The following is a 25293-nucleotide window of genomic DNA, read 5'->3' on the forward strand; positions in this document are numbered from 1 at the left end:
CGTGGCTTACCGGCTGCTGGGCGCTGCAGCGAATCCGCTTATCGTATTGGCTCACCCCTTGGGCATGAGCCAGGCCGTATGGGACAACGTTATCCCCGTGCTGCTGCCGCGTTATCGTGTGCTCACCTGGGACTTACCCGGTCACGGCGCCAGCCAGGCCGTCACAGGCGAGCAGCTTACGCCCGCGGATCTAGCCGCAGAGGTCTTGGCACTGGCTGAGCTTGCGGGCGCTCAGCGCTTTCATTTCGCCGGCACTTCGGTAGGCGGCGTGGTAGGCCAGCAGTTGATTGCCGAGTATAGCGACCGCCTGCTCTCCGCGACGCTCACCAATACCGGTGCGGTTATCGGTACGCCTGATTTATGGAGCACCCGCGCTGGCCGTGTGCGTCAGGAAGGCCTTGCGGCGATGTCTCAAGAGATCGTGCCGCGCTGGTTCGCAGCGGCGACCTTTGAGGCAAGCCCGGCGCTGAAAGCGGGCTGGTGCATCCAGATGGGTCGCGGTGACGATGAATCCTATGCCCAGCTGTGTGAAATGCTTGGCCGCGAGACGTTTACCGGCAAGCTCTCCAACAAGAGTGTCAAGGTGCAGCTACTCGGCGGCAGTGAAGACCTGGCCACGCCGCCGGCGACATTGGAAGCTTTGTCTGCCGAGCTTGACGGCGCACCGCTTGAGGTTTTTGACGGCGTAGGCCACGTGCCTTCCGTGGAAGCGCCACAGTTAATCGCCGAGAAGCTGCTTGGCATGCTGGCAATGGATTTGGGCGACGTGGCGAACCACGGCGTGGCTTATACGACCGGCCTGGAAACCCGCAAGCAGGTACTGGGTGAGGAGCATGTGGCGCGTTCAACCGCCAATGCCAATAGCCTGGACGCTCCCTTCCAGCAGATGATCACGCGCCTGGCGTGGGGCGAGCTTTGGAGCAATGATGATCTAACCCGCCGCGAGCGCAGCATGATCACCACCGGTATTCTGGCGGCTCTCGGTCGTGAAGAGCTGACGCTGCATTTGAAAACCGCCCAGCGTATTGGCTTGACCGAAGCCGAACTTCGTCAAGTGCTCATGCATGTGGCAATTTATGGCGGCGTACCGGCGGCCAACCATGCCTTTGCCCTCGCCAAAGAGCTGGGTTGGGGCGAATAGCGAATCAAAATAATGAATAAAGAGGTAAGGGCGATGATCCACGACAATAAACGCTTTGTGGCCCGTGACCGCAACTGGCATCCGCCTGCCTACGCGCCGGGTTATAAAACCTCGGTGGCGCGCTCGCCTCAGCAGGCGCTGATGAGTATGCAGCAGCCAACGGCATCCGAGCTGACCGGCCCGGACTTTAGCCACCTGCGCATGGGGCCGCACGATAACGACCTATTGCTGAATTTCACCCAGGGCGAGGGCCTGCCCCAGGGGGAGCGTATCCTCATGTTTGGCCGGGTAATGGATCAGTTTGGCAAGCCCGTTCCCCATACGCTGGTCGAAATGTGGCAGGCCAATGCTGGCGGGCGCTACCGGCATAAAAACGATAAGTATCTGGCGCCATTAGACCCCAACTTCGGTGGTGTCGGGCGCTGTTTGAGCGATGATCAGGGCTTCTATCGTTTTCGCACCATCAAACCGGGCCCTTACCCCTGGCCCAACGATGTTAACAGCTGGCGTCCAGCGCATATTCACGTCTCGGTGACCGGGCCGTGTATCTCCACGCGCCTAATTACCCAGATGTATTTTGAAGGTGACCCGCTGATTCCGCTGTGCCCCATCGTACAGACGCTAAAAGACCCAGAAGCCGTGGGCACCATGGTCGGGCGGCTGGATATGGCCAATAGCAAACCGATGGATTTTCTGGCCTACCGCTTTGATATCGTGGTGCGTGGCGAGCTCCAAACCTTCTTCGAAAACCAATAGCTGAAAACCAGTAAGGCGGGGATTGATGATGAAACAGACTACTATTCAACCCAACAGCCAGCCGATGAGTGACTTAATGCTGCGCGAAACCGCGTCTCAAACGGCCGGACCTTACGTGCATATCGGACTTGCACTTGCCGCGGCGGGTAACCCCGTGCGCGACGAAGAGGTCTGGAACGAGATGGCCAAACCCGATGCCGAAGGCGAGCACATCGAAGTCGTCGGCACCGTGATCGACGGCAACGGCGATCTGGTGCGCGATGCCTTTATCGAAGCGTGGCAGGCCGATGCCAAGGGTGATTACCAGATCGACTACGATCTGAGTAAGCCGTTTAACAGCTTTGGGCGTACGGCAACGACCTTTGATCATGGCAGCGAGTGGTCGCTTAAGACCATCAAACCGGGCGTGGTCAAGCACCCAGGCGGGCAGCTAATGGCGCCGCACATTAACCTCACGCTCTTTGCCCGTGGTGTAAATATTCATCTGCATACGCGTCTTTACTTTGATGACGAAGCCGATGCCAACAGCCAGTGCCCGGTGCTCTCACGCATTGAATCACCGGTACGTCGGCAAACACTGATCGCCAAGCGTGAGGAAAGTGAGGGCAAAGTACGCTATCGCCTGGATATTCGCTTACAGGGGCAGGGCGAAACCGTATTTTTCGATTTTTGATTGCCAAGTTCTTTCAGTGAAGCCGCTTGGCATCTGTCGGGCGGTTTTGGATATTAAGCACTGTAAAATATTGTAAAAGTCCAACTATGAGCCCTTCATTATGGGTTATTGATAAGTAATACTTGTCTTAACATTAGGTAATAATAATTTATTCAATAATCCTGACCGGCTCTCAGCTTCACACATCGACCAAGGTCGATTAGCTCTCTTTGCCTGAGTAGATTAACGTAGCCTGTATGACGAACAAGTGTTCGCTATAAAAGCTAACAAAAATCCAATAAGTGTCAGGAGCCTTCCCATGAAAACCAAGTTTGCTTGTTGTGTCTTGGCTGCTTCTATTGCTGCCGTTGGAATGGCGTCAGCCCAGGCAGCAACTACATTACGCATGGCCCACTTCTGGCCCGGGGCTTCTGGCGTCAATGAAGATATTTTACAGGCTTGGGCAGATACCGTTGCCCAGGAGTCGGGTGGCGATCTCAACGTTCAGATGTTCCCCTCGGGTACGTTGGCCAAGCCGGATTCCATTTATGAAGCGGCCGCCAACGGTATCGCCGATATCGGTGCCACGGCACAGGGCTACACCGCTGGGCGTTTTCCCCTTTCTCAGATTGTAGAGCTGCCGGGCATCGCAACCACCGCAACCCAGGGCGCCTGTGTGCTGCAAACGCTTTATGAAGAAGGCCATCTGGACAGCGAATACGAAGATACGCGCCCGCTGTTTATGTTTACTACCGGGCCAGGCGGCATTCACACCATTGATACGGACGTACAAACGCCTGCTGACCTGGCGGGGCTGCGTATTCGTCGGCCAACCGCGGTGGCGGGTGAGATGCTTGAAAATATGGGCGCCACCCCTGTGGGTATGCCGGCACCGGATATCTATACCGCCATGCAGCGTGGTGTGATTGATGGTTTAAGCTTCCCGTGGGAAGGTCTGAAAGGCTTTCGCATCAACGAGCTAGTCCAGTACCACACCGAAGTGCCTTTCTACACGCTGATCTTCGTCGCAACAATGAATCAGCGCGCTTATGAAAACCTGGCGCCTGAGCAGCAAGCGGTCATCGACAATAACTCTGGCATGAAATGGGCTGAAAAAGCGGGTGAAGTCTTTGATCGCCTGGACGTAGAAGGTAAGCAGGAGGCTGTCGACGCCGGGCATACCATTCGCGAAATCGAAAACCCGTTACAGCATCCTGATTGGCAGGCACCGCTTGAAACCGGTATCGAAAACTACTTAACCGAGCTGGAAGCGCGCGGCTTAAGCCAAGCACGAGACGTATATGCGGCAGCGCAAGCCGCCAGCGAGTCCTGTAGCGCTCAATAAAAAAGGTAGCGTGTCATGCAATCGTCTCTCTACAGGGCCAGCCATTGGCTGGCCCTCGTTTGCCGTTTCGTCGCGGGTGTTGCGCTCATTGGCTTGTTGATGGTCACGGTTGCCGATGTGAGCACGCGCTATCTTTCCAGACTGACGGAAGGCGCTATATCCCTGCGTGTTTACGGAAGTGTCGAGCTGGTCAGCTATTTGATGTTGTTTGCATTACTCGCGGCCATGGCAGCCAACGTAGAAAGAAGCCAGGTCGTGGTGGAGGCCTTCTCGCACCGGCTGCCTCAGGCGATTAAAAATCGCCTGCAAGGTGTTTTCTTGCTTTGTTTTGTGGTGCTGGGGCTGATTTTGTTTATCGGCTTGCTGGACTCCGCTGCGGCTGCCACACGCCATGGCTCAACTACCCAGGATCTTCGGTTACCGATGGGGCCGATTTATCAATTGGCTGCGGTACTTAGCTTGTTACTTGGGTTGCGTAGTTTTATTCATGCGCTGCTCGGCGTTATCTATGCCAAGGGAGAGGACGCGGCTCATGGGGAGTGAAGTCATCGGAGCCATTGGGCTTGGCCTGTTACTGGTACTCATGATTCTGCGCGTACCGGTGGCACTCACCATGCTGATTGTCGGGGTGGTGGGATTTGCTCAGATTATCAGCTGGGACGCCGCGATTGCCCAGTTAAAAACGGTACCGGTAGAGGTGCTCTCCAACTACAGCTTTAGTGCCGTGCCCATGTTTATTTTGATGGGCGTATTGGCTGCCCATTCGGGTATGGCCGGGAAGCTTTTCGATTCAACCCGGGTTATTTGCGGGGGCTGGAAAGGCGGCCTGGCGATTGCTGCAGTAGGGTCATGCGGTATCTTTTCGGCGATTTCCGGCTCGTCGCTTGCCACCGCCAGCACCATGACGCGAGTTGCGCTGCCTGAAATGGAGCGCTACGGCTACAACCGGGGCCTGGCGACAGGAGCGCTGGCGGCGGGCGGCACGTTAGGCATTATGATTCCACCCAGTATCGCGCTGCTCATTTACGCCATTCTTACCGAGCAGTCGGTGGGTGATATGTTTATGGCGGGGCTGATCCCCGGCTTGCTGGGCCTAGTGATGTATGCCCTAACCGTGACGGTAGTGATGCATTTACGCCCCACGTTAGCGATTGCCGGCGAGCCAACATCGTGGAAGGAAAAGCTGGCTTCCATCTCGGGACTGGTGCCTTTTTTTGGTGTTTTCTTGATAATGATCCTGGGTATTTACTTCGGTGTGTTTACGCCCACCGAAGGGGCCAGCGTCGGCGCTTTTGCAACGTTGCTGTATGCCGTGGTCAAGGGAATGCGCTTCGGCGGGCTCTGGCGCAGCGTACAGGAAACATTAGCGCTTTCGGCGGTGGTGTTTTTTATGCTGGTGGGTGCTGAAATGCTGGGTTACTTCATTTCCGTATCGCGAATTTCTTTTTCGATCAGCGATTTTCTTTATGGGCTGGATGTCGCCCCCATCGTGGTCGTGCTGTGCATTCTGCTGCTCTATTTCGTACTGGGCATGTTTATGGACTCGATCGCCATGCTGGTAATTACCGTGCCGGTGGTCTTCCCGATTATTCAGGCGCTGGGCATCGACCCGGTTTGGTTCGGGATTATTACCGTATTAACGGTCGAGCTTGGGTTGATTACCCCACCGGTAGGCATGAACGTGTTTGTTATCAAGGCGATGGCACCCCACGTGGGGCTGGGCGAGATATTTAAAGGCGTGGCGCCGTTTATCGTATCTGATCTTATAAGATTAGCGTTGCTCGTCGCGTTCCCCGTGTTAAGCACGTTCTTTTTACTCTAATCGATTGATCTTAAAGCCTGTCGATGCGGCTGAACCACTTCACAGTTCAGCCGCTATCTATGTTAAGGCCTTGAAAAGCAATTATAAAATCCCTTAAAAAAAGACCCTTAAAAATGGAGCGCAAGCTTTTCATGCAGCTGTGCACGGTATGCTGCGCGCTCGATTCGACTATTGGTCAACTGCTAGCGGGCTAGCCGCTGGCCTGGAGTGGTGCTTTATTGATATGCCCTGCTTGGCGCTGACGAAACTCGCGCGGCGCCATGGCGGTATTGCGCTTGAAAAAGCGCGTAAAGTAGGCCGGCTCGGAAAAACCCAGGCTGTCGGCAATCTGAGCAATTGTCATATTAGTGTAAGTAAGCTGACGTTTGGCTTCCAGAAGGATTCGTTCGTGAAGAACTTGAAGCGCGCTACGGTCCACCAGTTTTCGACACAATAAATTGAGGTGGGCGCTGCTGATATCAACCTGTGCGGCGAAGGTTTCAATGCTGGGTTGCTCTCGATAGCGCTGCTCGACCAGCGTTTGAAACTGTTCAAGATGCTGGCGCCCCTTCTCACGCCGCTGAGGACCCAGCCGCTTAGCGTTGGCTTTGGCAGGCATCACTAAACGCTCAAGCTCTATCGTCAGCGCCTGGGTCAATGCTTCGAGCAGTTGATTGCGGCCCAATGCAGGCTGGCGATACTCCTGATCGATCTGGGCGACCAGCCTGGCAATGCGCGTTGTGCTTTGGGTAGACGCCAAGCGATAAAAACCGGCCTTCTTTAACACTCTGCCATCATTCAATGCGCTATGCAGATGATCCGCCAGCGGCTTTGCCAAGGTAATAATGTGGCCCTGTATATCCGATGAGAAGAGAAAACCATGGATCGTCATAGCAGGCACAATGATGGCTGCCATGCCCTGTAGCTGATGGCTGGTGCCTTCCAGCTCCAGCTCAACGCTTCCCTGGCTAATAAATAGAATATGCACAAGGTCGGCATGGCGGTGCGAACGAATACGCCAGTCATGCAGGCGGCTGCGTTCTGGAATTGACTCGCAGTGCAGAAGATCCGGGGTGGGCCAATGCTGCGTTTCACCGTAGAGCTTGAATACTGGAACAACGGTATTGGATGACATGGCTATCTCCACTTCCAGCATGCGACTAAGGTTGAGAGGTGATACGGGGAAAGTCCAAATATTAGTCCGTATACTGCCTTATTATGCCTGGCGTTTCATTGAAAAATACAAGAATAAAGTATCGCTAATGATAATCACAAGGTGTCCCATGAACACTCAGGTCGCAATTATCGGTGCAGGCCCCTCTGGACTACTGCTGGGCCAGCTATTACATCATCAGGGCATTGATAACGTGATTGTCGAGCGCCGCACGGGTGAGTATGTGCTGAGCCGTATCCGCGCCGGGGTGCTTGAGCAGGGCATGGTAGATTTACTGCATGAAGCGGGCGCTCATCAACGTATGGATAAGGAAGGCCTGCCCCACGACGGTTTTGAGCTGGCGTTTGATAACCGACGTGTACGTGTCGCGTTAGATGAGCTGACCGCTGGCCGCAAGGTCATGGTGTACGGCCAAACGGACGTCACCCGCGATTTAATGGCCGCGCGTGAAGCCGCAGGCGCCACGACCATTTACGAAGCTGAAAACGTTCAGCCTCACGCTCTGGACAGCGACCGCCCGTATATTACGTTCGAGAAAGACGGCGAAACCGTGCGCCTGGACTGCGACTACATTGCTGGCTGCGATGGCTACCACGGCGTATCGCGTCAATCGATTCCCAAAGAGCGCATCAAGGAATTCGAGAAAGTGTATCCGTTTGGCTGGCTGGGTATTTTATCGGACACGCCGCCGGTCTCCGATGAGCTGATCTACGCCCGCCATGCGCGTGGCTTCAGCCTGTGCAGCATGCGCTCCGCTACTCGCAGCCGTTACTACCTACAGGTCCCGCTGGATGAGAAGGTCGAAGACTGGTCAGACGAGCGCTTTTGGGAAGAGTTAAAACGCCGCTTGCCGGAAGACGTCGCCAATAAGCTGGTGACCGGGCCGTCAATCGAGAAGAGCATTGCGCCGCTACGTAGTTTTGTCGTCGAGCCGATGCAGTACGGTCGGCTGTTTCTGGTAGGCGATGCAGCGCATATCGTACCGCCGACGGGGGCTAAGGGGCTTAATCTGGCGGCCAGCGATGTGAATACGCTCTATCGGCTAATGGTGAAGGTTTACCAGGAAGGCCGTACGGATCTGATCGAGCGCTATTCACCAACCTGCCTGAAGCGCATTTGGAAAGCCGAACGCTTTTCCTGGTGGATGACGTCCATGCTGCACACTTTTTCAGAACAGGATGATTTCAATAGCCGTCTGCAGTTGGCCGAACTGGACTACGTGACGAGCTCTAAAGCAGGGCTGACCACCATCTCGGAAAACTATGTTGGTTTGCCTTATGAGTCGCTGGAGTAAGCGTTAGCTACTGTTCGCCTACATTCTAGCCCAGGCACGCCTGGGCTTTTTATGACACAAAACCGCGCTAGCACTCGATCGCGTTAACCGCTAGCCCACCCTTGGACGTCTCCTTATATTTGTCCAACATGTCTTCGCCGGTATCGCGCATGGTGCGGATAACCTTGTCTAAAGAGATAAAGTGGGTGCCATCGCCGCGCAGGGCCATCTGGGCGGCGTTGATCGCCTTGACGGTGGCAATGGCATTGCGCTCGATGCAGGGTACCTGCACCAGGCCACCTACCGGGTCGCAGGTCAGGCCCAGATTATGCTCCAGGCCGATTTCGGCGGCGTTTTCGACCTGCTCAGGCGTGGCGCCCATGACTTCAGCTAAGCCCGCGGCGGCCATGGCGCATGCTGAGCCAACCTCGCCCTGGCAGCCTACTTCGGCGCCGGATATGGAGGCGTTCTTCTTGCATAGAATGCCGATCGCGCTGGCGGCGAGCAGGAAATCCACTACGTTGCGCTCGCTGGCGCCCGCCTGAAACTTCATATAGTAGTGCAGCACCGCGGGAATAATGCCTGCAGCCCCATTTGTCGGGGCCGTCACCATGCGTCCGCCCGCGGCATTCTCTTCGTTCACGGCGAGCGCAAAGATATTGACCCACTCCATGGCGGAGAAGGTTGTAGCGATCAGGCAGTCGTTCTGCTCGGCTGCTTGCAGGCGTAGATGAAGCTGCCTTGCCCGACGTTTGACGTTGAGGCCGCCAGGCAGAATACCCTCATGGGTCAGCCCATTATTAATGCACTCACACATGACCTGCCAGATGCGCCAAAGCTTGCTTCTGACCTCTTCTTCCGGGCGCCATGTTTTCTCGTTTTCCATCATCAGGCGGCTGATGCTCATGTTTTCGCGCTTGCAGATGGCCAGAAGTTCTTCGGCACTGTTGAAATCGAAAGGGATCTCAGCCGTGTCCATGTCTTCAAGCTTGGCATCCACCTGAGTTTGGTCGACCACAAAGCCACCGCCCACTGAGTAATAGGTATTGGCGGTTAGCTGGCTGCTGTCCTCTGCAAAGGCGCAAAGCTTCATGGCATTGGGGTGGTGGGGTAGGCTCTCTTCATGAAAGATAATGTCTCGATCCCAAACGAAAGCAACGTCTTTCTGACGCCCCAGCGACAAACATTGGGTGGCTTTTAACGTGTCAATTGTCGGCAAGATAATCGAGGGATCGATGCTGTCAGGCCGCTCTCCCAACAAGCCCATGACAATGGCGTGGTCGGTTCCATGGCCAATGCCCGTGGCGGAAAGCGAGCCATATAGGTGCACTTCCAGACGGCCCACCTGGTCGAGTATCTGGCTATCGCGTAGAACCGCCGCGAACTTGAAGGCTGCCATCATGGGGCCAACCGTATGCGAGCTGGATGGGCCGACGCCAATCTTGAAAAGATCGAAAACACTGATAGGCATGGAAGACCTCTGAATTGGAAATAAAAAGCCGGCTCACTGGACGTTGGACAGGATAAACGCGGATTAATGCCGCATAGTTTGCCTGTAGCGCCGTGCAGTGAGCAGACTTAATTATTGTGCTGCTAATTTGATAAAGACGTTAATTGAGTTGCGCTAGTTACCGAACACCACCGTACGCCCGTTGTGCAGGAAAACCCGTCGTTCGAGATGATAGCCAATGGCGCGGGCCAGCGTCAGGCACTCTATATCGCGCCCTTTGGCAACCAAGTCCTCAGGGTAGTGCGCATGATCAACCGACTCCACCCCTTGAGCAATAATTGGCCCCTCATCCAGGTCATTATTGATGTAGTGCGCCGTGGCGCCGACCAGCTTGACGCCTTTGTCATAGGCTTGGTGGTAAGGTTTTGCACCTTTGAAACCCGGCAGCAGTGAGTGGTGAATATTGATGGCTCTCCCGCTCAGAAGCTCGCACATGCGCGGCGACAGCACCTGCATGTAACGCGCCAGAATCACCAGCTCCGCCCCGGTGCCTTCAATAATATCAAGTACCTGGGACTCCTGCTCGGCCTTGGTGTCGGGCGTGATGGGCAGATGATAGTAAGGTAGATCGTGCCAGCTTGCTAAGGATTCAAGGTCCGGGTGGTTGGAGATGATCGCCTTGATGTCCAGCGACAGCTGCCCGGTACGGTAGCGGTAGAGCAGATCGTTTAAACAGTGATCCGCTTTGGATACAAGAATAACGGCGCCCGTTTGCTTGGCTGGTGGTGTCAGTTCAAACGTCATGCCGAACTCAGCCGCGCGATATTTAAAAGTTTCCTGAAACGCCTGCGCATTAAAGGTATCAAGCTCGGGACGAAACTCGGTCCGAATAAAGAAACGCTCACCTAGTCGGTCATCGAAGGAGTTAAGTTCGGTGATATAGCAGTGCTGCTCCTTTAAAAAGCGAGTAACGACATCGACTGTGCCCAAAATGCTGGGACATTGGGCGGCAAGTATCCAGGTATCTGTCATTCGGCTCATGGCGCTTCTCTTTCATCAACTTAATCAGCAGGTCAGGGCAGGGCCGGTCAGCAACGCTGGCCAGCCGGCTTATTATTGTGTGTCGATGCCATATTCCGCCGAGGCGTCGAGCAACCAGCGGTAGCAGTAGTCGGCAAAGCTGCGGCGCACGACCAGCTCCCAGCGCGCCTCGGAAGGGCGACGCAGGACAACGGTGGCCTTGGCAAACACCGTGGTAACGCCCTTGCCGGCCGGGAAGGCATTAGGATGTACATCGTAGGACGTCGACTTCATCAGCACATCGCGGGCGTTAGCGCCGCTAAGCGTCAATACCGTCTGGCCGCCGCTGGCGTTGACGATGCTGAAGTGAGTGTCTCCCAGCGTCTCGCGCAGCGTACGTTCGAGCTTGAATTCCTCGCCTTCCGGCACGATCAACAGCCACTCATCGGGCGACAGCCACTGGATCGAGCGCTCGCCGCTGTCATCAAACGCCAGCGCGTTGGGCTTGGCCGGTAGGTTCATGCCGAGCGTGGCGCGTACCGCTTCGTCCAACACGATGGCTCCGCCGCGCAGTACAAGATGCCCCAGCAGGGCTTTTTCACGCAGGACAACACCTGCCTGGCCGCTGGCACGGGACGCCGGGTATTGCTGGTAGCTCCACGCCAGGGGGGATTCGACCTGCGGGTTGCCATCGGGCACAGTGTTGAACTCTCGCACGTTAGACATGTTGGCGCTCTCCTTTCGGGTCGATAAACACAGGGCTGATGATTTCGGCTTCATGCACCGTGCCGTCCGCCATGGGGATATACACGGCTTGGCCCATTCGCTCGTGACCACCCATCACCACGGCCAGGGCAAAGCCATGTTTGAGCGAGGCGCTGTAGTAGCTCGACGTTACGTGGCCTTTCATGTCCATGGGAATCGACTGTTTTCCGTCAAACACGATCTGCGCGCCTTCCTCCAGCACTACAGTGGGATCCTTGGGCTTCAGGCCGACAAACTGTTTGCGATCCTGGCGGCGAGTATCCGAGCGCGACAGGGCCCGCTTGCCGATCCATGGGAAGGGCTTGTCGTAACCGATGGCCCACTGCATGCCGAGATCTTCCGGGGTCACCGAGCCGTCGGTATCCTGTCCCACGATGATCAGGCCTTTCTCGGCGCGCAGTACGTGCATGGTCTCGGTGCCGTAGGGCGTCAGGTCATACTTCTTGCCGTGCTCAAAGAGTTTTTTCCAGACATGCATGGCGTAGTTGGCCTGCACGTTGATTTCAAACGCCAGCTCCCCGGTAAACGAGATACGGAAGATACGCGCGGGTACTTCGGCAACCGTGGCATCGCGCCAATCCATGAACTTGAAGTTCTCGCGATCTAAATCCATGTCCGTTAGCTCGGAAAGCAGCTTACGCGCATCCGGGCCGGTTACGGTCATGGTCGCCCAGTGGTCGGTTACCGAATTGAAGTAGACCTGAAGCTCGGGCCATTCGGTCTGGTGCCACAGCTCCAGCCATTCCAGCACGCCTGCCGCGCCACCGGTGGTAGTGGTCATCAAAAAGTGGTTATCGCCCAGACAGCTGGTGGTGCCGTCGTCCATCAGCATACCGTCGTCTTTACACATCAGGCCGTAGCGCACGCGCCCCGGCGCGAGCTGGGCCCACTTGTTGGTGTAGATGCGCCCCAGGAACTCGCGGGCATCTGGGCCTTGAATATCGATCTTGCCCAGGGTGGAGGCATCGAGAATGCCCACGCCTTCGCGCACCGCCAGGCACTCGCGATTGACCGTTTCGCGCATGGTTTCTTTCTTGCCATTCACGGTGCGGGGGAAGTACCACGGGCGTTTCCACTGGCCCACGTCCTCGAACTCGGCGCCGTTCTCGACATGCCACTGATGCAGCGCGGTGTAGCGCTCAGGGTCGAACAGCTCGCCGCAGTGACGGCCGACGATGGCGCCAAAGGTCACCGGTGTGTAGTTGGGCCGGAACACGGTGGTGCCCACTTCGGGAATCGAGCGCTTCAGGCAGCGTGCGGCAATCGCCATACCGTTGATGTTACCCAGCTTGCCCTGGTCGGTACCAAAGCCCAGTGCGGTGTAGCGCTTGACGTGTTCGATGGATTCAAAGCCTTCGCGCGTGGCTACTTCAATGCCCGCGGCGGTGACATCGTTTTGCAAATCAACAAACTGCTTGGGCGCGCGCAGGGCGCTCTTTTCATGGGGTACCTGATACAGTGCGCAGGCCGGGGCGTCACGTCGCGCCTGAGTAGTGGGCAGCACGATATCCTGAGCGTTGTTAAAGCCACTATCCAGTGCTGCCTGGCGGCCAGCGCGAGTACCATCGGCCAGTGTCTCGCTCAACGCATAGTAACCGGCCACGCCGCCTACTGATTGCATGCCCTTGACCTTGCCGGGTATAAAGCCCAGCAACTCGTCATTCCAGACGGGCCGCGTACCGGTGTGTGAAGACAGGTGAACCACCGGACTATAGCCGCCAGAGCTTGCGATGGTATCGCACACAAGTTCTTCGACCTTCCCGGTCACCACATGGCGCTTGAGATCAATGGCGGAAACCCGTGCCCCGGTGACGCGCTGGTTGCCACGCGACTCAATCACGGCACTGCCGGTGATAACGCGAATACCGCTGTCGCGGGCCTGACGAACCAGGTCGCCGTCGGGAGTGGCCCGCGCATCGACAATCGCGATGACCTTGCGCCCAGCCTCTTTCCAGTCAAGCGCGGCACGATAGGCGTGGTCGTTGCTGGTGGTGAGCACCAGGCTTTTGCCGGGCACCACTGCATAGCGGCGGATGTAATTGGAGACCGCTCCGGCGAGCATATTGCCTGGCAGGTCATTGTTGGCATACACCAGCGGGCGCTCGTGGGTGCCGCTGGCCAGCACCACCTGGGCAGCGCGTACGCGATGCAGGCGTGCCCGCGACTCACCGGGGAAACCCGCTTCACGGGCGGTATCGGCCAAGTGCTCGGTACGCCGTTCGTGCAGGGTGACGAAGTTGTGGTCGTGATAGCCGTTGGCGGTGGTGCGTGGTAGCAGCGTCACGGTTTCCATGCCAGCAAGCTCGCTGAGCGTCTGTTCAACCCAGCGTACCGCGGAAACGCCATCCAGCGTCTCGCGGCTATCCAGCAGCGAGCCGCCCATCTCTTCCTGCTCGTCGCACAGGATCACCCGGGCACCGGCACGCGCAGCGCTAAGCGCCGCGGCAAGACCCGCCGGGCCCGCGCCAATCACCATCACATCGCAGTGATGATGCATGTGATCGTAGATATCTGGGTCGGATTCGGTCGGCGCACGGCCCAGGCCCGCGCCCATGCGGATGTACTTCTCATAAGTCATCCACATTGAGGCAGGAGCCATGAAGGTTTTGTAGTAGAACCCCGGCGGCATGAAGTTACCACCCAGGCGGCCTACCCAGCTCATTACGTCACGCTGGACGTTAGGCCAACCGTTGGTACTACGCGCCACCAGACCGTTATACAGGCCTTGCTGGGTGGCACGGACGTTGGGCACCTGAGTGTTATCCCGGGCACCTAGCTGGACGACCGCATTGGGCTCTTCAGCACCTGCGGCGACAATCCCGCGAGCGCGTGAGTACTTGAAGCTGCGGTTGACGATATCCACGCCGTTGGCGAGCAGTGCCGAGGCCAGCGTGTCGCCCTTAAAACCTTGGTAGCTCTGGCCGTTAAAGGTGAACTCAAGCACCTGGGAGCGATCGACGCGACTGCCGGCATCAATACGATTTTTCTGGGTCATGACGAGGCCTCCTCGTTCAGTGCCTTGCTTTCAGGCCGGGCGCCCACGGTCTGCCAGCCGCCATCGGCCACCTGGACGCCTTGTTCGTGACGAACATCGGGCGTTGCCGCCGTAATGGTCGGCTGCTCGCCCATCGGGTAGGTTTCCAGAATTTCATAGGTCACCGTGTTGCGGGTGATATTGAAAAACTTGCGACAGCCCACCGAGTGCACCCACATTTCGTGGTGAATGCCGCGCGGGTTGTTGCGGAAGAACAGGTAGTCGCCCCACTCCTCGTCGCTGGTGTTGTCCGGGTCGGAAGGGCGCATCAGGTGGGCCTGGCCGCGAGCGTGAAACTCCTCTTCCTCGCGGTGCTCCTTGCAGTAAGGGCAGAAGATATAAAACATGATGGGCTCTCCTCAGTGCGCCACGCCAGCGGCGCCGTGTTCATCGATCAGCGCACCGGTATGGAAACGGTCGATGGAAAAAGGCGCAGCGATGGGATGCATTTCACCTTTGGCCAGACTCGCGGCGAAAATATGTCCGGAGCCGGGGGTAGCCTTGAAGCCACCGGTACCCCAGCCGCAGTTGAAATACAGACCCTTGATTTTCGTCTTGGATAGAATCGGGCAGGCGTCCGGGCAGGTGTCCACGATGCCGCCCCATTGGCGGTTCATGCGCACCCGGGAGAACATCGGGAACATCTCAACGATGGCCTGCAGGGTGTGCTCGATGGTCGGGTAGCTGCCGCGCTGGCCGTAACCTAAGTAGCCGTCGATACCGGCACCGATGACCAGATCGCCTTTGTCGGACTGGCTGATATAGCCGTGAACGTGGTTGGACATGGTGACGGTGTTGAGAATTGGCTTGAGCGGCTCGGAGACCAGCGCCTGCAGCGGATGCGACTCTAGCGGCAGTTTGATGCCAGCCATGTTGGCCAGCACGCCGGAATTACCCGCCGCAACACAGCCCACGGTGTTGGCTTCGATATCGCCGCGATTGGTATGGACGCCGAGCACCTTGCCGTCACGAATCTTGAAGCCGGTGACTTCGGTATTCTGCAAAAGGTCGACACCCAGCGCGTCGGCGGCGCGAGCATATCCCCAGGCGACCGCATCGTGGCGTGCAACGCCCGCGCTCTGCTGCCAGGAAGCACCCATGATTGGGTAGCGGGCGCGGGTGGAGATATCCAGCTCAGGCTCGATCTCCTTGATCTGCTGGGGGGTGACCACTTCACTGTCGATGCCGTTCAGGCGGTTGGCGTGAACGCGTCGCTGAATGTCGCGCATGTCCTGCAAGGTGTGGCCCAGGTTGAGCACGCCGCGCTGGGAAAACATCACGTTGTAGTTCAGATCCTGGGAAAGGCCTTTCCATAGATCCAGCGAGTGGTTATAGAGCCGTCCCGCTTCATCCCATAGGTAGTTGGAACGTACGATGGTTGTATTACGTGCGGTATTACCCCCGCCCAGCCAGCCTTTTTCGACCACGGCGACATTTTTGACGCCGAACTCTTTTGCCAAGTAGTAGGCGGTGGCTAGCCCGTGGCCGCCTCCGCCGACGATAATGACGTCGTAGCGCTTTTTAGGTTCGGGGTTACGCCACTGGCGCTCCCAGTTTTCGTGGTGCCCGAGCGCATGTTTGACCAGTCCGAAGCCGGAATAACGTTGCATAAAGTTTCTCCTTGATCGGCTCCGTGGAGCCCGCTGCGGCTATCGTCAGGCGACTGAGGTTGCGCTATCGGCCGCTTGCTCACTCGTGGTTTGAGCTTGGCCATACACTGGGTAGTGGGCGCACAGATCAGAGACGTTTTCGCGCACCTGGTTTTCTACCGCCGTGGTGTCCTGCTGGTCGGCCAGAGCGTCGAGAATGTCGCAAATCCAGCCTGCCAGGTGTTCGCAGTCCGCCTCGACCATCCCACGGGTGGTTACTGCCGGGGTGCCGATGCGCAGCCCCGAGGTAACGAACGGGCTTTGCGGGTCGTTGGGCACGGTATTCTTGTTGACCGTGATATGTGCACGCCCAAGTGCGGCATCGGCATCCTTACCGGTAATGCCCTGCTTGATCAGCGAGACCAGAAACAGGTGGTCGTCGGTACCGCCGGACACCACATCAAAACCACGCTCAACGAAGACGCGGGCCATGCTCTGGGCGTTGGCGATCACCTGGCGTTGATAGTTGACGAAACCCTGATTCATGGCCTCCTTGAACGCGACGGCCTTGGCGGCGATCACATGCATCAGCGGGCCGCCCTGCTGGCCGGGGAATACCGCGCCGTTGAGCTTTTTGTACAACGTCTCGTCGCCATCGGCCGATAGAATCAGACCGCCGCGCGGGCCGCGCAGTGTCTTGTGGGTCGTGGTAGTTACGACATGAGCGTGGGGCAGCGGGCTTGGGTAGAGCCCGGCGGCCACCAGCCCGGCTACGTGGGCCATATCAACCATTAGATAGGCACCAACTTCATCGGCGATGGTGCGAAAACGACGCCAGTCAACGACCCGTGAATAGGCCGAAAAGCCTGCAATGATCATTTTCGGCTGATGCTCGCGCGCCAGACGATCGACTTCTTCGTAGTCGATCTCACCGGTGCCTTCAACCAAGCCGTACTGGATAGCGTTGTAGTGCTTACCCGAGAAGTTCGGCGCCGCGCCATGAGTCAGGTGGCCGCCGTGGGCCAGACTCATGCCCAGGATGGTGTCGCCGGGGCTTACCAGCGCCATGAACACAGCCGCATTGGCTTGAGCGCCGGAGTGGGGCTGCACGTTGGCATAATTGGCGCCAAAGAGACTGCATGCCCGCTCGATCGCCAGCGCTTCAACTTTGTCGACGAATTCACAGCCCCCGTAATAGCGCTTGCCCGGATAGCCTTCCGCATATTTGTTGGTCAGTTGGGTGCCCTGGGCTTCCATGACCAGTTTGCTGGTGTAGTTCTCAGAAGCAATCAGTTCGAGATGGGCTTCTTGACGCACTGTCTCTTCAGCAATTGCTGAAGCAAGTGCCGTGTCGTAGTTAGCCAAGCGGGCGTCGGGAGAAAAATTGTTGTGAGCCATCTGCGTCTCCATGCTAGTCGCTTATGTCTATACGGATGTCTTTTAGCGCCGGTAATCACATAACCGATCAACGCTATCCTGCAGCGATAGTATCGTTGGGCCTTTCCCCCAAGATGCTTGCCGACGTCACCGCTCGGCGTATTTGCGACATTGGTCTGAATTTTTTATGGGGCTTTATGAGGCGTCGTCCATTTATTGTTCGACGTCGCTTATGAGTAATTGTGGGTGGGCCGGGTGCGTCATGCTGCGGCACCAGGTTGATGTTTTTAGTTGGCCTGCTTGTTCGGAAGCACTTTTCGCAGGTGCTTCAAATACGCCAGCTCGATGCAAGAATAATGATGCCAGCGCAGTTATTGAGAGCGTTCTTGAGACCGCGCCAGCGCCCAGAAGAGAGGATTCCGCATGTCCAACAATCGTGGTGTTGTTTATATCGGCGACGGCAAGGTCGAAGTTCAGGATATCGCCTACCCGAAAATGGAAACGCCCAATGGCAAGCCCATTGATCACGGCGTCATTTTGAAAGTGGTTTCAACGAATATTTGTGGCTCCGACCAGCACATGGTGCGCGGGCGGACCACGGCGCCTGCGGGTATGGTGCTGGGCCATGAGATCACCGGTGAGGTGATCGAGAAGGGCAAGGGCGTTGAATTCCTCAGCATTGGCGATATTGTGTCAGTGCCTTTCAACGTGGCCTGCGGCCGCTGTCGTACCTGCAAGGAAGGTCATACCGGCCTTTGCCTGCATGTTAATGATGACCGTGCGGGCGGTGCCTACGGCTATGTCGACATGGGCGGCTGGGTAGGCGGGCAGGCGCACTACGTGATGGTGCCCTACGCCGACTTCAACCTGCTCAAGTTCCCGGATCGCGACCAGGCCATGACCCAGATCCGCGATTTGACCATGCTGAGCGATATTCTCCCGACCGGTTTCCACGGCGCTTTGAAAGCCGGTGTGGGTGCAGGTTCTACGGTTTATGTTGCCGGCGCAGGCCCGGTGGGGCTGGCCGCAGCGGCTTCGGCACGACTGTTAGGAGCGGCCGTGGTAATGATTGGTGACTTCAATCAGCAGCGCCTGGAGCACGCCCGCAAGATGGGCTTTGTGCCGATTGATCTGAGCAAGCATGACCGCCTGGGCGAAATGATTGCCGCAGTGGTCGGCGAACCCAGCGTTGACAGCGCCATTGATGCGGTTGGTTTTGAGGCGATCGGACACGGCGGTAAAGAGCAGCCGGCAGTGGTGCTTAACCAGATGATGGAAGTTACCCGTGAGGGTGGCTCCATCGGCATTCCGGGGCTTTACGTGACCGAAGATCCGGGCGCAACCGAGAAAGCCGCGCAAACCGGTAGTCTGAGCCTGCGCTTTGGCCAGGGCTGGGCCAAGGGGCTCTCTTTCCATACAGGCCAGACGCCGGTGGTACAGTACAACCGCCAACTGATGCAAGCCATCCTGCACGGGCGCTTGAACATTGCCGAGATCGTTAATGCGCAGGTTATTTCGCTTGAAGATGCACCGACCGGCTACGCGCAGTTCGATGCGGGAGTGGCGAGCAAGTTTGTACTCGACCCCCATGGAATGCTGGGCGTTGCCTAATTAAGAGTCGAAAGAACGGTTAACCAATGCTGAAAATGCTCATGGCCAAAGGCCATGAGCATTTTTTTGTGTCTGCTTATGGTGAATTAGCGGCATAAAAAACGGATACCGAAGCACGTCGGTATTCGTTTTTGGCAGATCTGCTTGAAGAGTATCGGCTTGCCGCGTTAGAAATCGACCACCAGATCGCCTTTCGGTTTGCTGCAGCAGGACAGGATGTAGCCCTCTTCAATATCCTCGTCGGTAATGCCGCCGTTGTGTTCCATTTCCACTTCACCGGATTTCAGTTCCACCCGGCAAGTGCCGCAGATGCCCATGCCACAGGCTTTGGGAATATGCAGGCCCAGCTTGGCCGCCGCCGCGTGCACCGTCTCGCCTGGCTGAATACGCACACTTTTGTTCGATTGGGCGAATTCGATATTGATCAGGTCCTCGGGCTCGGCCTGCTCGGCCGCCACTTCGGCCTGTTCGGCAAGTTCCAGGACATCTTCCTGAACGTCCATCGGCGTGGCGCCAAACGACTCTTCATGGTAGTGATCCATGGCGTAGTTGTTAGCACGCAAAATCGCCTTGATGGCGTTCATATAGGGCGTCGGGCCACAGCAGAATATTTCTCGTTCCAGAAAGTCCGGTGCCATCAGCTCAAGCATGGGCTGGGTCAGAAAGCCCCGGTAGCCGGCCCACGCCTCGCCAATATCGTCTTTCTTTTCGCACACGATATGCAGCTTGAACTCGGGGATGCGCGAGAACATATGCACTAGTTCGCGGTGATAGATGACGTCACGCGGTGCCCGGGCACTGTGAATAAACTCGACGTCCACGTTGGCATTGGTATCAAAGAACCAGCGGGTCATCGACATCAGCGGGGTAATGCCCACTCCGCCGGAGAGGAGCAGTATCTTTTCGGCAGGAAAGTCTATGGAGTTAAAGTTGCCCACCGGCCCGTGGACCACGAGCTCATCGCCTACCTTGAGGTTGGCGTGCAGCCAGTTGGAAACATGGCCGCCCGGCACCTGCTTGACTGTGATTGAAAAGCTGTAAGGCACAGAGGGAGAGCTTGAGATCGTATAGGAGCGCATGATCGGCTGATTGTCTATTTCAAGCTCCAGCGTCACAAACTGGCCCGGCTTGAAGAAGAACATTACCGGCTGTTCAGCCATAAAGCAGAACGTGCGAACGTCAAAGGTTTCCTGAATGATCTTGACGCACCGCACATGGTGGCGACCGTTGGTCCAGGTCTGGGTCGTGACGGGATTGAAGAAGTTCATTGTCATCGTCGTCTCAATATGGCTGTGCTATCGGGTTGCCTTCACCGGCCCGTCCTGTTTGCACGGCCCAGCACCATTACCCTGCATTCTGGGTACGCGCTTTGCGGCCAGCTTGCCTGTTAGCGACGCACGCTTACCTTGCAACACCTTCTGCTGATCAAAAATCTCCGCTTACGTCGTCGCCACGCCACATAGTGTCGTGGGCAGATAATTGACGGCAAAAGCCCTGCACCACAATCCCTCAACAAGTAGCAAGCGCTGTACGCTTCACACAATCGCCAGGTTACGCAATTTAACAATAAGACAATCACGATTGGTTAACGACCCTGTCGCCGCCCTGAGTAAGGGAGGCGGTGTTAAAAAGGATATCTGGTATGAACAAGACAATGGATTACACACACAGCGACCCACTGGCATCCATGCGTGAAGCGACGGTTGGTATGCTGCAGTCCCGGGCGAGCGCCTTTTCTCTACCCCAACCGTTCTACAACGATGCCCGCCTATTTGCGCTAGATATGCAGGAAGTCTTTGAAAAGGAATGGCTATTTTCGGGCATGACCTGTGAGATCCCGGCCAAGGGCAATTTCATGACGCTGGAGATCGGTGATAACCCGATTGTTATCGTGCGCGGCGCCGAAGGTCAGATTCATGCGTTTCATAACGTATGCCGCCACCGTGGTTCACGGCTGTGTACCAAGGACAAGGGTAAAGTCGCCAAGCTGGTGTGCCCCTACCACCAGTGGACCTATGAGCTCGATGGCCGGTTGCTGTTTGCCGGAAGCGATATGGGCACTGACTTCGATCTTAATCAGTTTGGTTTGAAGCCCGTCAGCGTGTGTACCGCTGGCGGCTTTGTGTTTATCAACCTGAGCGATAACCCGCAGGCCATCGATGACTTTCTGGTCACTCTTGAGCATTACCTTGAGCCGTACCAGATGGATAACGTCAAGGTCGCCGCCGAGTCGAGCATTATCGAGCAGGCCAACTGGAAGCTGGTTATCGAAAACAATCGCGAGTGCTACCACTGTAACGGCGCGCACCCGGAGCTGCTTAACTCGCTGATCGAGTTTGACGATACCGAAGACCCGCGTGCGACTGATAAGTACAAGGAGATGGTAACCCGCAAGCAGGCCGACTGGAGCGGCGAGCAGGTACCCTGGCAGCTAAAACGCTTTGGCAAGCGTAATCGCGTGACGCGCACGCCGCTACTCGATGGCGTGGTCTCCATGACCATGGACGGTAAGCAGGGCTGCCAGAAACTCATGGGCCGGCTAACCAGCCCGGACATGGGCTCGCTGCGCATTCTGCACCTGCCCAACTCCTGGAACCATTTCATGGGTGATCATGCCGTGGTGTTCCGGGTGTTGCCGCTCGGCCCACAACAAACCATGGTCACCACCAAATGGCTGGTGCATAAGGATGCGGTGGAAGGTGTGGATTACGATCCGGAAAACATGCGCCGCGTATGGGATGTCACCAACGATCAGGATCGCCAACTGGCGGAAGAGAACCAGCGCGGTATTAACTCAATGGCCTACCAGCCCGGCCCCTATTCAAAAACCTATGAGTTTGGGGTTATAGACTTTATCGACTGGTATGCCGAGCGCATGCTCAGCAATCTGGGCAGCGATAGCGTAGCGCTACAGTTGGCTCAGGGCTAGAACGCTTTTATAACAAACTGGCCCGCCTTTGCGGGCCAGTTCTCAGGCGCTATTTATCCATTACTGATTAGCCATTACTCAAAGGGCAAGAAGCGCTCAATTGCCTGGCGTACCGACGGTAGCATGATGGCTTGCTGTGCCATGAGTTCGTGGACCAGCGCCGAGAGTTCAGGAACCGCTTTTTGCTGATGCGCCTGTGCCGCGATACGCGCACACGTATCGGGGGCGGCACCCTCAGGAATATCGATACCCAGCGCGGTTAGGCGCGCTCGAAAATCGTCACCATCAATCAGTTCCACAATCATCATGACGGCATCCTCTCACGTGTTGGCCGTTAGCTTGTCAGTGTACCCATAACCGGCCGCTAATACGTTTGTTGACGCGGCAATAGCTATGTCGGTGTCGGTTTTAAACAACTGCAGTGGTGCGTATACGCTTGGGCGGTAGCGACGCGAAGCCGGAGTACTCGCGCACCTCCTGGTTCTCCAAGCAGGCATGGGGATTGGCTTGATGTTCTAGAGCGTTGCTGAGCCTGTGGCCTACTACACTGACCGGCATGCTGTACTGGGTCGGGCGACCTACACCAGCTTCATTCTCTATTCGGGTTTCCCCGGCGTGATGCTGACCGATACGATCATGTTCGTCATCTGCTCGCTAGCGGCGCTGTTGTCACGGGTTTTTCTAGGCGAAAGAGTCGCACAGCGAACACTGGTGGCCATTGCCGTCTGCATGCTGGGCATGAGTCTGGTTTTCATGGGCGAGGGGGCCATGGGGATGCTGACCGGTAACCTGTATGCCGAGGCGGCCGCGGCGGCCATCGGTGGCAGCCTGACTCTGCTACGCCGCTATTCAGCCATTGACCCCATGACGGTGATTGCCGGTGGTGGGCTGCTCTCAGCGGTGGTTGCCCTGCCCATGGCCACGGTGCTGATCAACAGCGCCACCCGCTATCTGTCGTCGATGGAAGTGGGGCTGTTTTATCTGGTTGAAACGGCATTGGGCACGCTGTGGGTGTGGTGGTTATTGAGAAACCCCCACGGCCTCGACGCTGGTAGGCGGTGGCGTGGTTATTCTGGTGCTGGTGATTCATGTGCGGATAGGATTGCGCCAGGAAAGCGTCAAAACATCATTGATAGATACAGCCAAAACGATCCCCTAGTATCCTTAAATATCATATAGTTATAAGCTATTTTAAAGTCGTTAGAACCAACAGGGTATGTGTGTGAGATTTACGAACGGCTAAGTAACCGCGAAAAAACCGAATCAATATCATCAATGAGGCTAGAGTGGATGCCGTCGGAGTCTAAGCCCATCATTTGTATAAGGAAAAGTCCTTCAACAGCAAGGAAAGCTACGCGGGCGGCCTGAGCCTCCGGCGTATCAGCCAACAGCCTATCGAAAGTAGATCGATACCATTCGCGGGCCTCATGAAGATTTGCTGCATTTTGTATATACGACACCATTAGACCAGCCATCTTTGCATCAATAGCGCTATCAGGTGAACGAAGTACAGCGATATATCGCTTTACGAACTCAGCAGGTGAGCACGGCTCTCCTTCGAGCAGCGTGTCAAATTTTTCAGTCCAACGATCTAGCAAGGCTTTTATAAGCAGATCCTTTGAGGCAAATGAGTACTGGACGCCACCTTTTGAGACCCCCGCTGCAGCTGCTAAAGAGTCAAGCGTTAACCCCTGCGGCCCTTCTGAACGAACTATCGCTTGCGCATGATCGAGTAACGCTTTTCGCGTGATGGTCGGTTTGCGTCCCATTTCAATTCCTACAGTTGAATATTGATATTAGCCTGATTAAAATCCATCCAGATGGATTTATATTTTTATACTATCGAGGCAACCATGTCTACTGCTCTGATCAACCCCAAACGTTGGCTTGTCCTTCTAGCAGTCATGCTCGCTTTTCTGCCCGTTGTCATTGATATGACTATCCTGCATGTAGCTGTCCCCACGTTAACGCAAGACCTTCGTGCACCCAATAATGCCGTACTTTGGATTATAGATATTTATCCGCTTCTTATGGCTGGCCTTGTGGTCCCGATGGGGACACTTGCAGATAGAGTAGGCGCCCGGAACGTTCTATTAGCGGGTCTAACCATCTTTGGTATTGCTTCTCTATGGGCCGCCTTCTCGGCCAGCGCAGGAATGTTAATCGCAGCACGTGGTTTGCTAGCGGCTGGCGGCGCGATGATAATGCCGACGGTACTCGGAATTATTCGCAAAACATTTGAGGACGAAAATGAACGCACGATAGCGCTCGGCCTATGGGGTATGGTCGGCGCTGCAGGTGCAGCAATCGGCCCTTTGATTGGCGGTGCGCTGCTCGCCCATTTTTGGTGGGGCTCGGTGTTTCTCATCAACGTGCCCATAATGGTAGTGGTCATAGCGGCTTGCTTCTTTCTTTTACCTAGTAAAGAAGAAACAACCCCTGGTGGGTGGCCTATCAAACAAGCCTTGATTCTGATTGCAGGCATGATGACTATAGTTTACGGCCTAAAAGCAGGCTTTGGCGGAAAGCATTCTCTTAGTTTCGCCTTTATCATCATGTTTACTGGCATGATATTACTCGCAGCTTTTGCGCGACTGCAGTTGCGGTCAAAGCAGCCGATGCTTGACCTGTCACTTTTTTCCTCTCCAGCAATCCAGGCCGGTATCATTTTGTCTGTCGTGGCCTCTGGTGCGCTAGCCGGTGTAGAGCTTACACTCGCTCAGGAACTACAGTATGTTCTGGATAAAACTCCTTTTGAAGCAGGTGTTTTCTTAATCCCAATTATGGTTGCCGCGGCTATAGGCGGGCCTTTGGCAAGTTTTCTTTTCAATCGACTGGGACTGCAAAGAGTCGCAAGTGCTGCACTGATGATAGCAGCCGCCTCCCTAGGCATGCTTAGTGTTATGGACTTTCATAACCCAGGTTTGGTTATTCCGAGCTTGCTGGCCCTACTAGGTTTGACCTTAAGCATCGGGCTTACAGCCTCTTCGGTGGCCATCATGGGATCTGTAGACGCCTCAAAGGCTAGTGCTGGCGGCTCGCTGGAAGCCACCGCTTTCGAACTAGGAACCGGCCTAGGAATTTCAGTTTTTGGCGTTTTTATGTCTGCCACCTTTAGCGCGGCAATTGAACTCCCCCCAGAGCTAGCACAGCAGTACATTGAACAAGCAACCAGATCAATCGGTGATGTCTTCATTGTCGCTAACGACCTCCCGGTTCCGACCGGAGACGCATTGATCGAAGCGGGCAAAATAGCGTTCATCGAAACGCATTCCAAGCTCCTATTAACGGCAGCGGCAATATTCGCAGGATTGGCATTCGTGGTGTTCTTTCTCCTCGCTAGCAACCGCATACAAGCAGAAGTCACGCATTAGAG

22 protein-coding genes and 1 pseudogene are annotated in these 25293 nt (G+C 56.2%); 12 read left to right on the forward strand and 11 right to left on the reverse strand.

Features of this window, described 5'->3' with window-relative positions; translation table 11 throughout:
• The first annotated feature begins 1 nt into the window (after position 1).
• The 6 genes from ACTH5D_RS08235 (at position 2) to ACTH5D_RS08260 (ending at position 5716) form a co-directional block, all read left to right on the forward strand.
• Positions 2-1141 carry an alpha/beta fold hydrolase gene (locus ACTH5D_RS08235; protein WP_441670084.1) on the forward strand — a complete coding sequence of 380 codons (1140 nt, stop codon included), beginning with the start codon at positions 2-4 and terminating at the stop codon, positions 1139-1141.
• A gap of 33 nt (positions 1142-1174) precedes the next feature.
• Positions 1175-1897 carry a protocatechuate 3,4-dioxygenase subunit beta gene (gene pcaH, locus ACTH5D_RS08240; RefSeq protein ID WP_441670086.1) on the forward strand — a complete coding sequence of 241 codons (723 nt, stop codon included), beginning with the start codon at positions 1175-1177 and terminating at the stop codon, positions 1895-1897.
• Between the two features lie 28 nt (positions 1898-1925).
• Positions 1926-2570: a protocatechuate 3,4-dioxygenase subunit alpha gene (gene pcaG, locus ACTH5D_RS08245; RefSeq protein WP_441670088.1), complete on the forward strand. Its 645-nt coding sequence runs from the start codon at positions 1926-1928 to the stop codon at positions 2568-2570.
• A gap of 298 nt (positions 2571-2868) precedes the next feature.
• On the forward strand, positions 2869-3894 hold the full coding sequence (locus ACTH5D_RS08250) for a TRAP transporter substrate-binding protein (protein ID WP_441670090.1): 1026 nt from the start codon (positions 2869-2871) through the stop codon (positions 3892-3894).
• Positions 3895-3909: 15 nt separating this feature from the next.
• The gene (locus ACTH5D_RS08255; RefSeq protein WP_441670092.1) at positions 3910-4437 is read left to right on the forward strand and encodes a TRAP transporter small permease; all 528 of its coding nucleotides are present in this window, start codon (positions 3910-3912) and stop codon (positions 4435-4437) included.
• Positions 4427-5716 (forward strand): TRAP transporter large permease, encoded by a 1290-nt coding sequence (locus ACTH5D_RS08260; protein ID WP_441670094.1) that lies wholly within the window; start codon positions 4427-4429, stop codon positions 5714-5716. The genes ACTH5D_RS08255 and ACTH5D_RS08260 overlap by 11 nt, the downstream gene beginning before the upstream one ends.
• A gap of 190 nt (positions 5717-5906) precedes the next feature.
• Here ACTH5D_RS08260 and ACTH5D_RS08265 read toward each other — a convergent pair whose 3' ends face one another.
• Positions 5907-6830 (reverse strand): helix-turn-helix domain-containing protein, encoded by a 924-nt coding sequence (locus ACTH5D_RS08265; RefSeq protein WP_441670096.1) that lies wholly within the window; start codon positions 6828-6830, stop codon positions 5907-5909.
• A 148-nt stretch (positions 6831-6978) separates the two neighbouring features.
• Between ACTH5D_RS08265 and pobA the strand changes: the two genes are divergently transcribed.
• The gene (pobA, locus tag ACTH5D_RS08270; RefSeq protein WP_441670098.1) at positions 6979-8163 is read left to right on the forward strand and encodes a 4-hydroxybenzoate 3-monooxygenase; all 1185 of its coding nucleotides are present in this window, start codon (positions 6979-6981) and stop codon (positions 8161-8163) included.
• Between the two features lie 67 nt (positions 8164-8230).
• Here the strand turns inward: pobA and ACTH5D_RS08275 are convergent, their stop codons facing one another.
• The 7 genes from ACTH5D_RS08275 to glyA all read right to left on the reverse strand — a co-directional run bounded on the left by ACTH5D_RS08275 (position 8231) and on the right by glyA (position 17398).
• On the reverse strand, positions 8231-9613 hold the full coding sequence (locus tag ACTH5D_RS08275; protein WP_441670100.1) for an L-serine ammonia-lyase: 1383 nt from the start codon (positions 9611-9613) through the stop codon (positions 8231-8233).
• A gap of 153 nt (positions 9614-9766) precedes the next feature.
• Entirely contained in the window at positions 9767-10633 is an 867-nt protein-coding gene (purU, locus tag ACTH5D_RS08280) for a formyltetrahydrofolate deformylase (RefSeq protein WP_441670102.1), read from the reverse strand.
• 72 nt (positions 10634-10705) lie between these two features.
• Complete coding sequence (locus tag ACTH5D_RS08285; protein ID WP_441670104.1) at positions 10706-11338, reverse strand: sarcosine oxidase subunit gamma; 633 nt, start codon at positions 11336-11338, stop codon at positions 10706-10708.
• Entirely contained in the window at positions 11331-14372 is a 3042-nt protein-coding gene (locus ACTH5D_RS08290; protein ID WP_441670106.1) for a sarcosine oxidase subunit alpha family protein, read from the reverse strand. Before ACTH5D_RS08290 ends, ACTH5D_RS08285 begins: the two co-directional genes overlap by 8 nt.
• Complete coding sequence (locus ACTH5D_RS08295) at positions 14369-14758, reverse strand: sarcosine oxidase subunit delta (protein ID WP_441670108.1); 390 nt, start codon at positions 14756-14758, stop codon at positions 14369-14371. The genes ACTH5D_RS08290 and ACTH5D_RS08295 overlap by 4 nt, the downstream gene beginning before the upstream one ends.
• Before the next feature lie 12 nt (positions 14759-14770).
• Complete coding sequence (locus tag ACTH5D_RS08300; protein WP_441670110.1) at positions 14771-16021, reverse strand: sarcosine oxidase subunit beta family protein; 1251 nt, start codon at positions 16019-16021, stop codon at positions 14771-14773.
• 45 nt (positions 16022-16066) lie between these two features.
• Complete coding sequence (gene glyA / locus ACTH5D_RS08305; RefSeq protein WP_441670112.1) at positions 16067-17398, reverse strand: serine hydroxymethyltransferase; 1332 nt, start codon at positions 17396-17398, stop codon at positions 16067-16069.
• A 402-nt stretch (positions 17399-17800) separates the two neighbouring features.
• Here glyA and fdhA point away from each other — a divergent pair, with 402 nt between their 5' ends.
• Positions 17801-18988 (forward strand): formaldehyde dehydrogenase, glutathione-independent, encoded by a 1188-nt coding sequence (gene fdhA, locus ACTH5D_RS08310; RefSeq protein WP_441670114.1) that lies wholly within the window; start codon positions 17801-17803, stop codon positions 18986-18988.
• Between the two features lie 167 nt (positions 18989-19155).
• On the opposite strand, the gene ACTH5D_RS08315 is transcribed toward fdhA, so the two are convergent.
• Positions 19156-20262 (reverse strand): 2Fe-2S iron-sulfur cluster-binding protein, encoded by a 1107-nt coding sequence (locus tag ACTH5D_RS08315; RefSeq protein WP_441670116.1) that lies wholly within the window; start codon positions 20260-20262, stop codon positions 19156-19158.
• A 368-nt stretch (positions 20263-20630) separates the two neighbouring features.
• On the opposite strand from ACTH5D_RS08315, the gene ACTH5D_RS08320 reads away from it, so the two are divergent.
• A complete protein-coding gene (locus ACTH5D_RS08320) occupies positions 20631-21917 on the forward strand; it encodes an aromatic ring-hydroxylating oxygenase subunit alpha (protein ID WP_441670118.1) in 1287 nt (428 codons plus the stop codon).
• 74 nt (positions 21918-21991) lie between these two features.
• Here the strand turns inward: ACTH5D_RS08320 and ACTH5D_RS08325 are convergent, their stop codons facing one another.
• A complete protein-coding gene (locus ACTH5D_RS08325) occupies positions 21992-22225 on the reverse strand; it encodes a hypothetical protein (protein WP_441670120.1) in 234 nt (77 codons plus the stop codon).
• A gap of 119 nt (positions 22226-22344) precedes the next feature.
• On the opposite strand from ACTH5D_RS08325, the pseudogene ACTH5D_RS08330 reads away from it, so the two are divergent.
• Positions 22345-22433: pseudogene (locus ACTH5D_RS08330) on the forward strand (BCCT family transporter); the annotation flags it as partial.
• 18 nt (positions 22434-22451) lie between these two features.
• Positions 22452-23096, forward strand: a complete 645-nt coding sequence (locus ACTH5D_RS08335; RefSeq protein ID WP_441670122.1) for a hypothetical protein — start codon at positions 22452-22454, stop codon at positions 23094-23096.
• 50 nt (positions 23097-23146) lie between these two features.
• Here ACTH5D_RS08335 and ACTH5D_RS08340 read toward each other — a convergent pair whose 3' ends face one another.
• Positions 23147-23686, reverse strand: coding sequence for a TetR/AcrR family transcriptional regulator (locus tag ACTH5D_RS08340; protein WP_441670124.1), 540 nt, complete (start codon positions 23684-23686; stop codon positions 23147-23149).
• A gap of 84 nt (positions 23687-23770) precedes the next feature.
• Here ACTH5D_RS08340 and ACTH5D_RS08345 point away from each other — a divergent pair, with 84 nt between their 5' ends.
• The gene (locus tag ACTH5D_RS08345) at positions 23771-25291 is read left to right on the forward strand and encodes an MFS transporter (protein ID WP_441670126.1); all 1521 of its coding nucleotides are present in this window, start codon (positions 23771-23773) and stop codon (positions 25289-25291) included.
• Positions 25292-25293: the final 2 nt, after the last annotated feature.

The organism is Halomonas sp. (assembly GCF_052095695.1).
GTDB lineage: Bacteria > Pseudomonadota > Gammaproteobacteria > Pseudomonadales > Halomonadaceae > Vreelandella.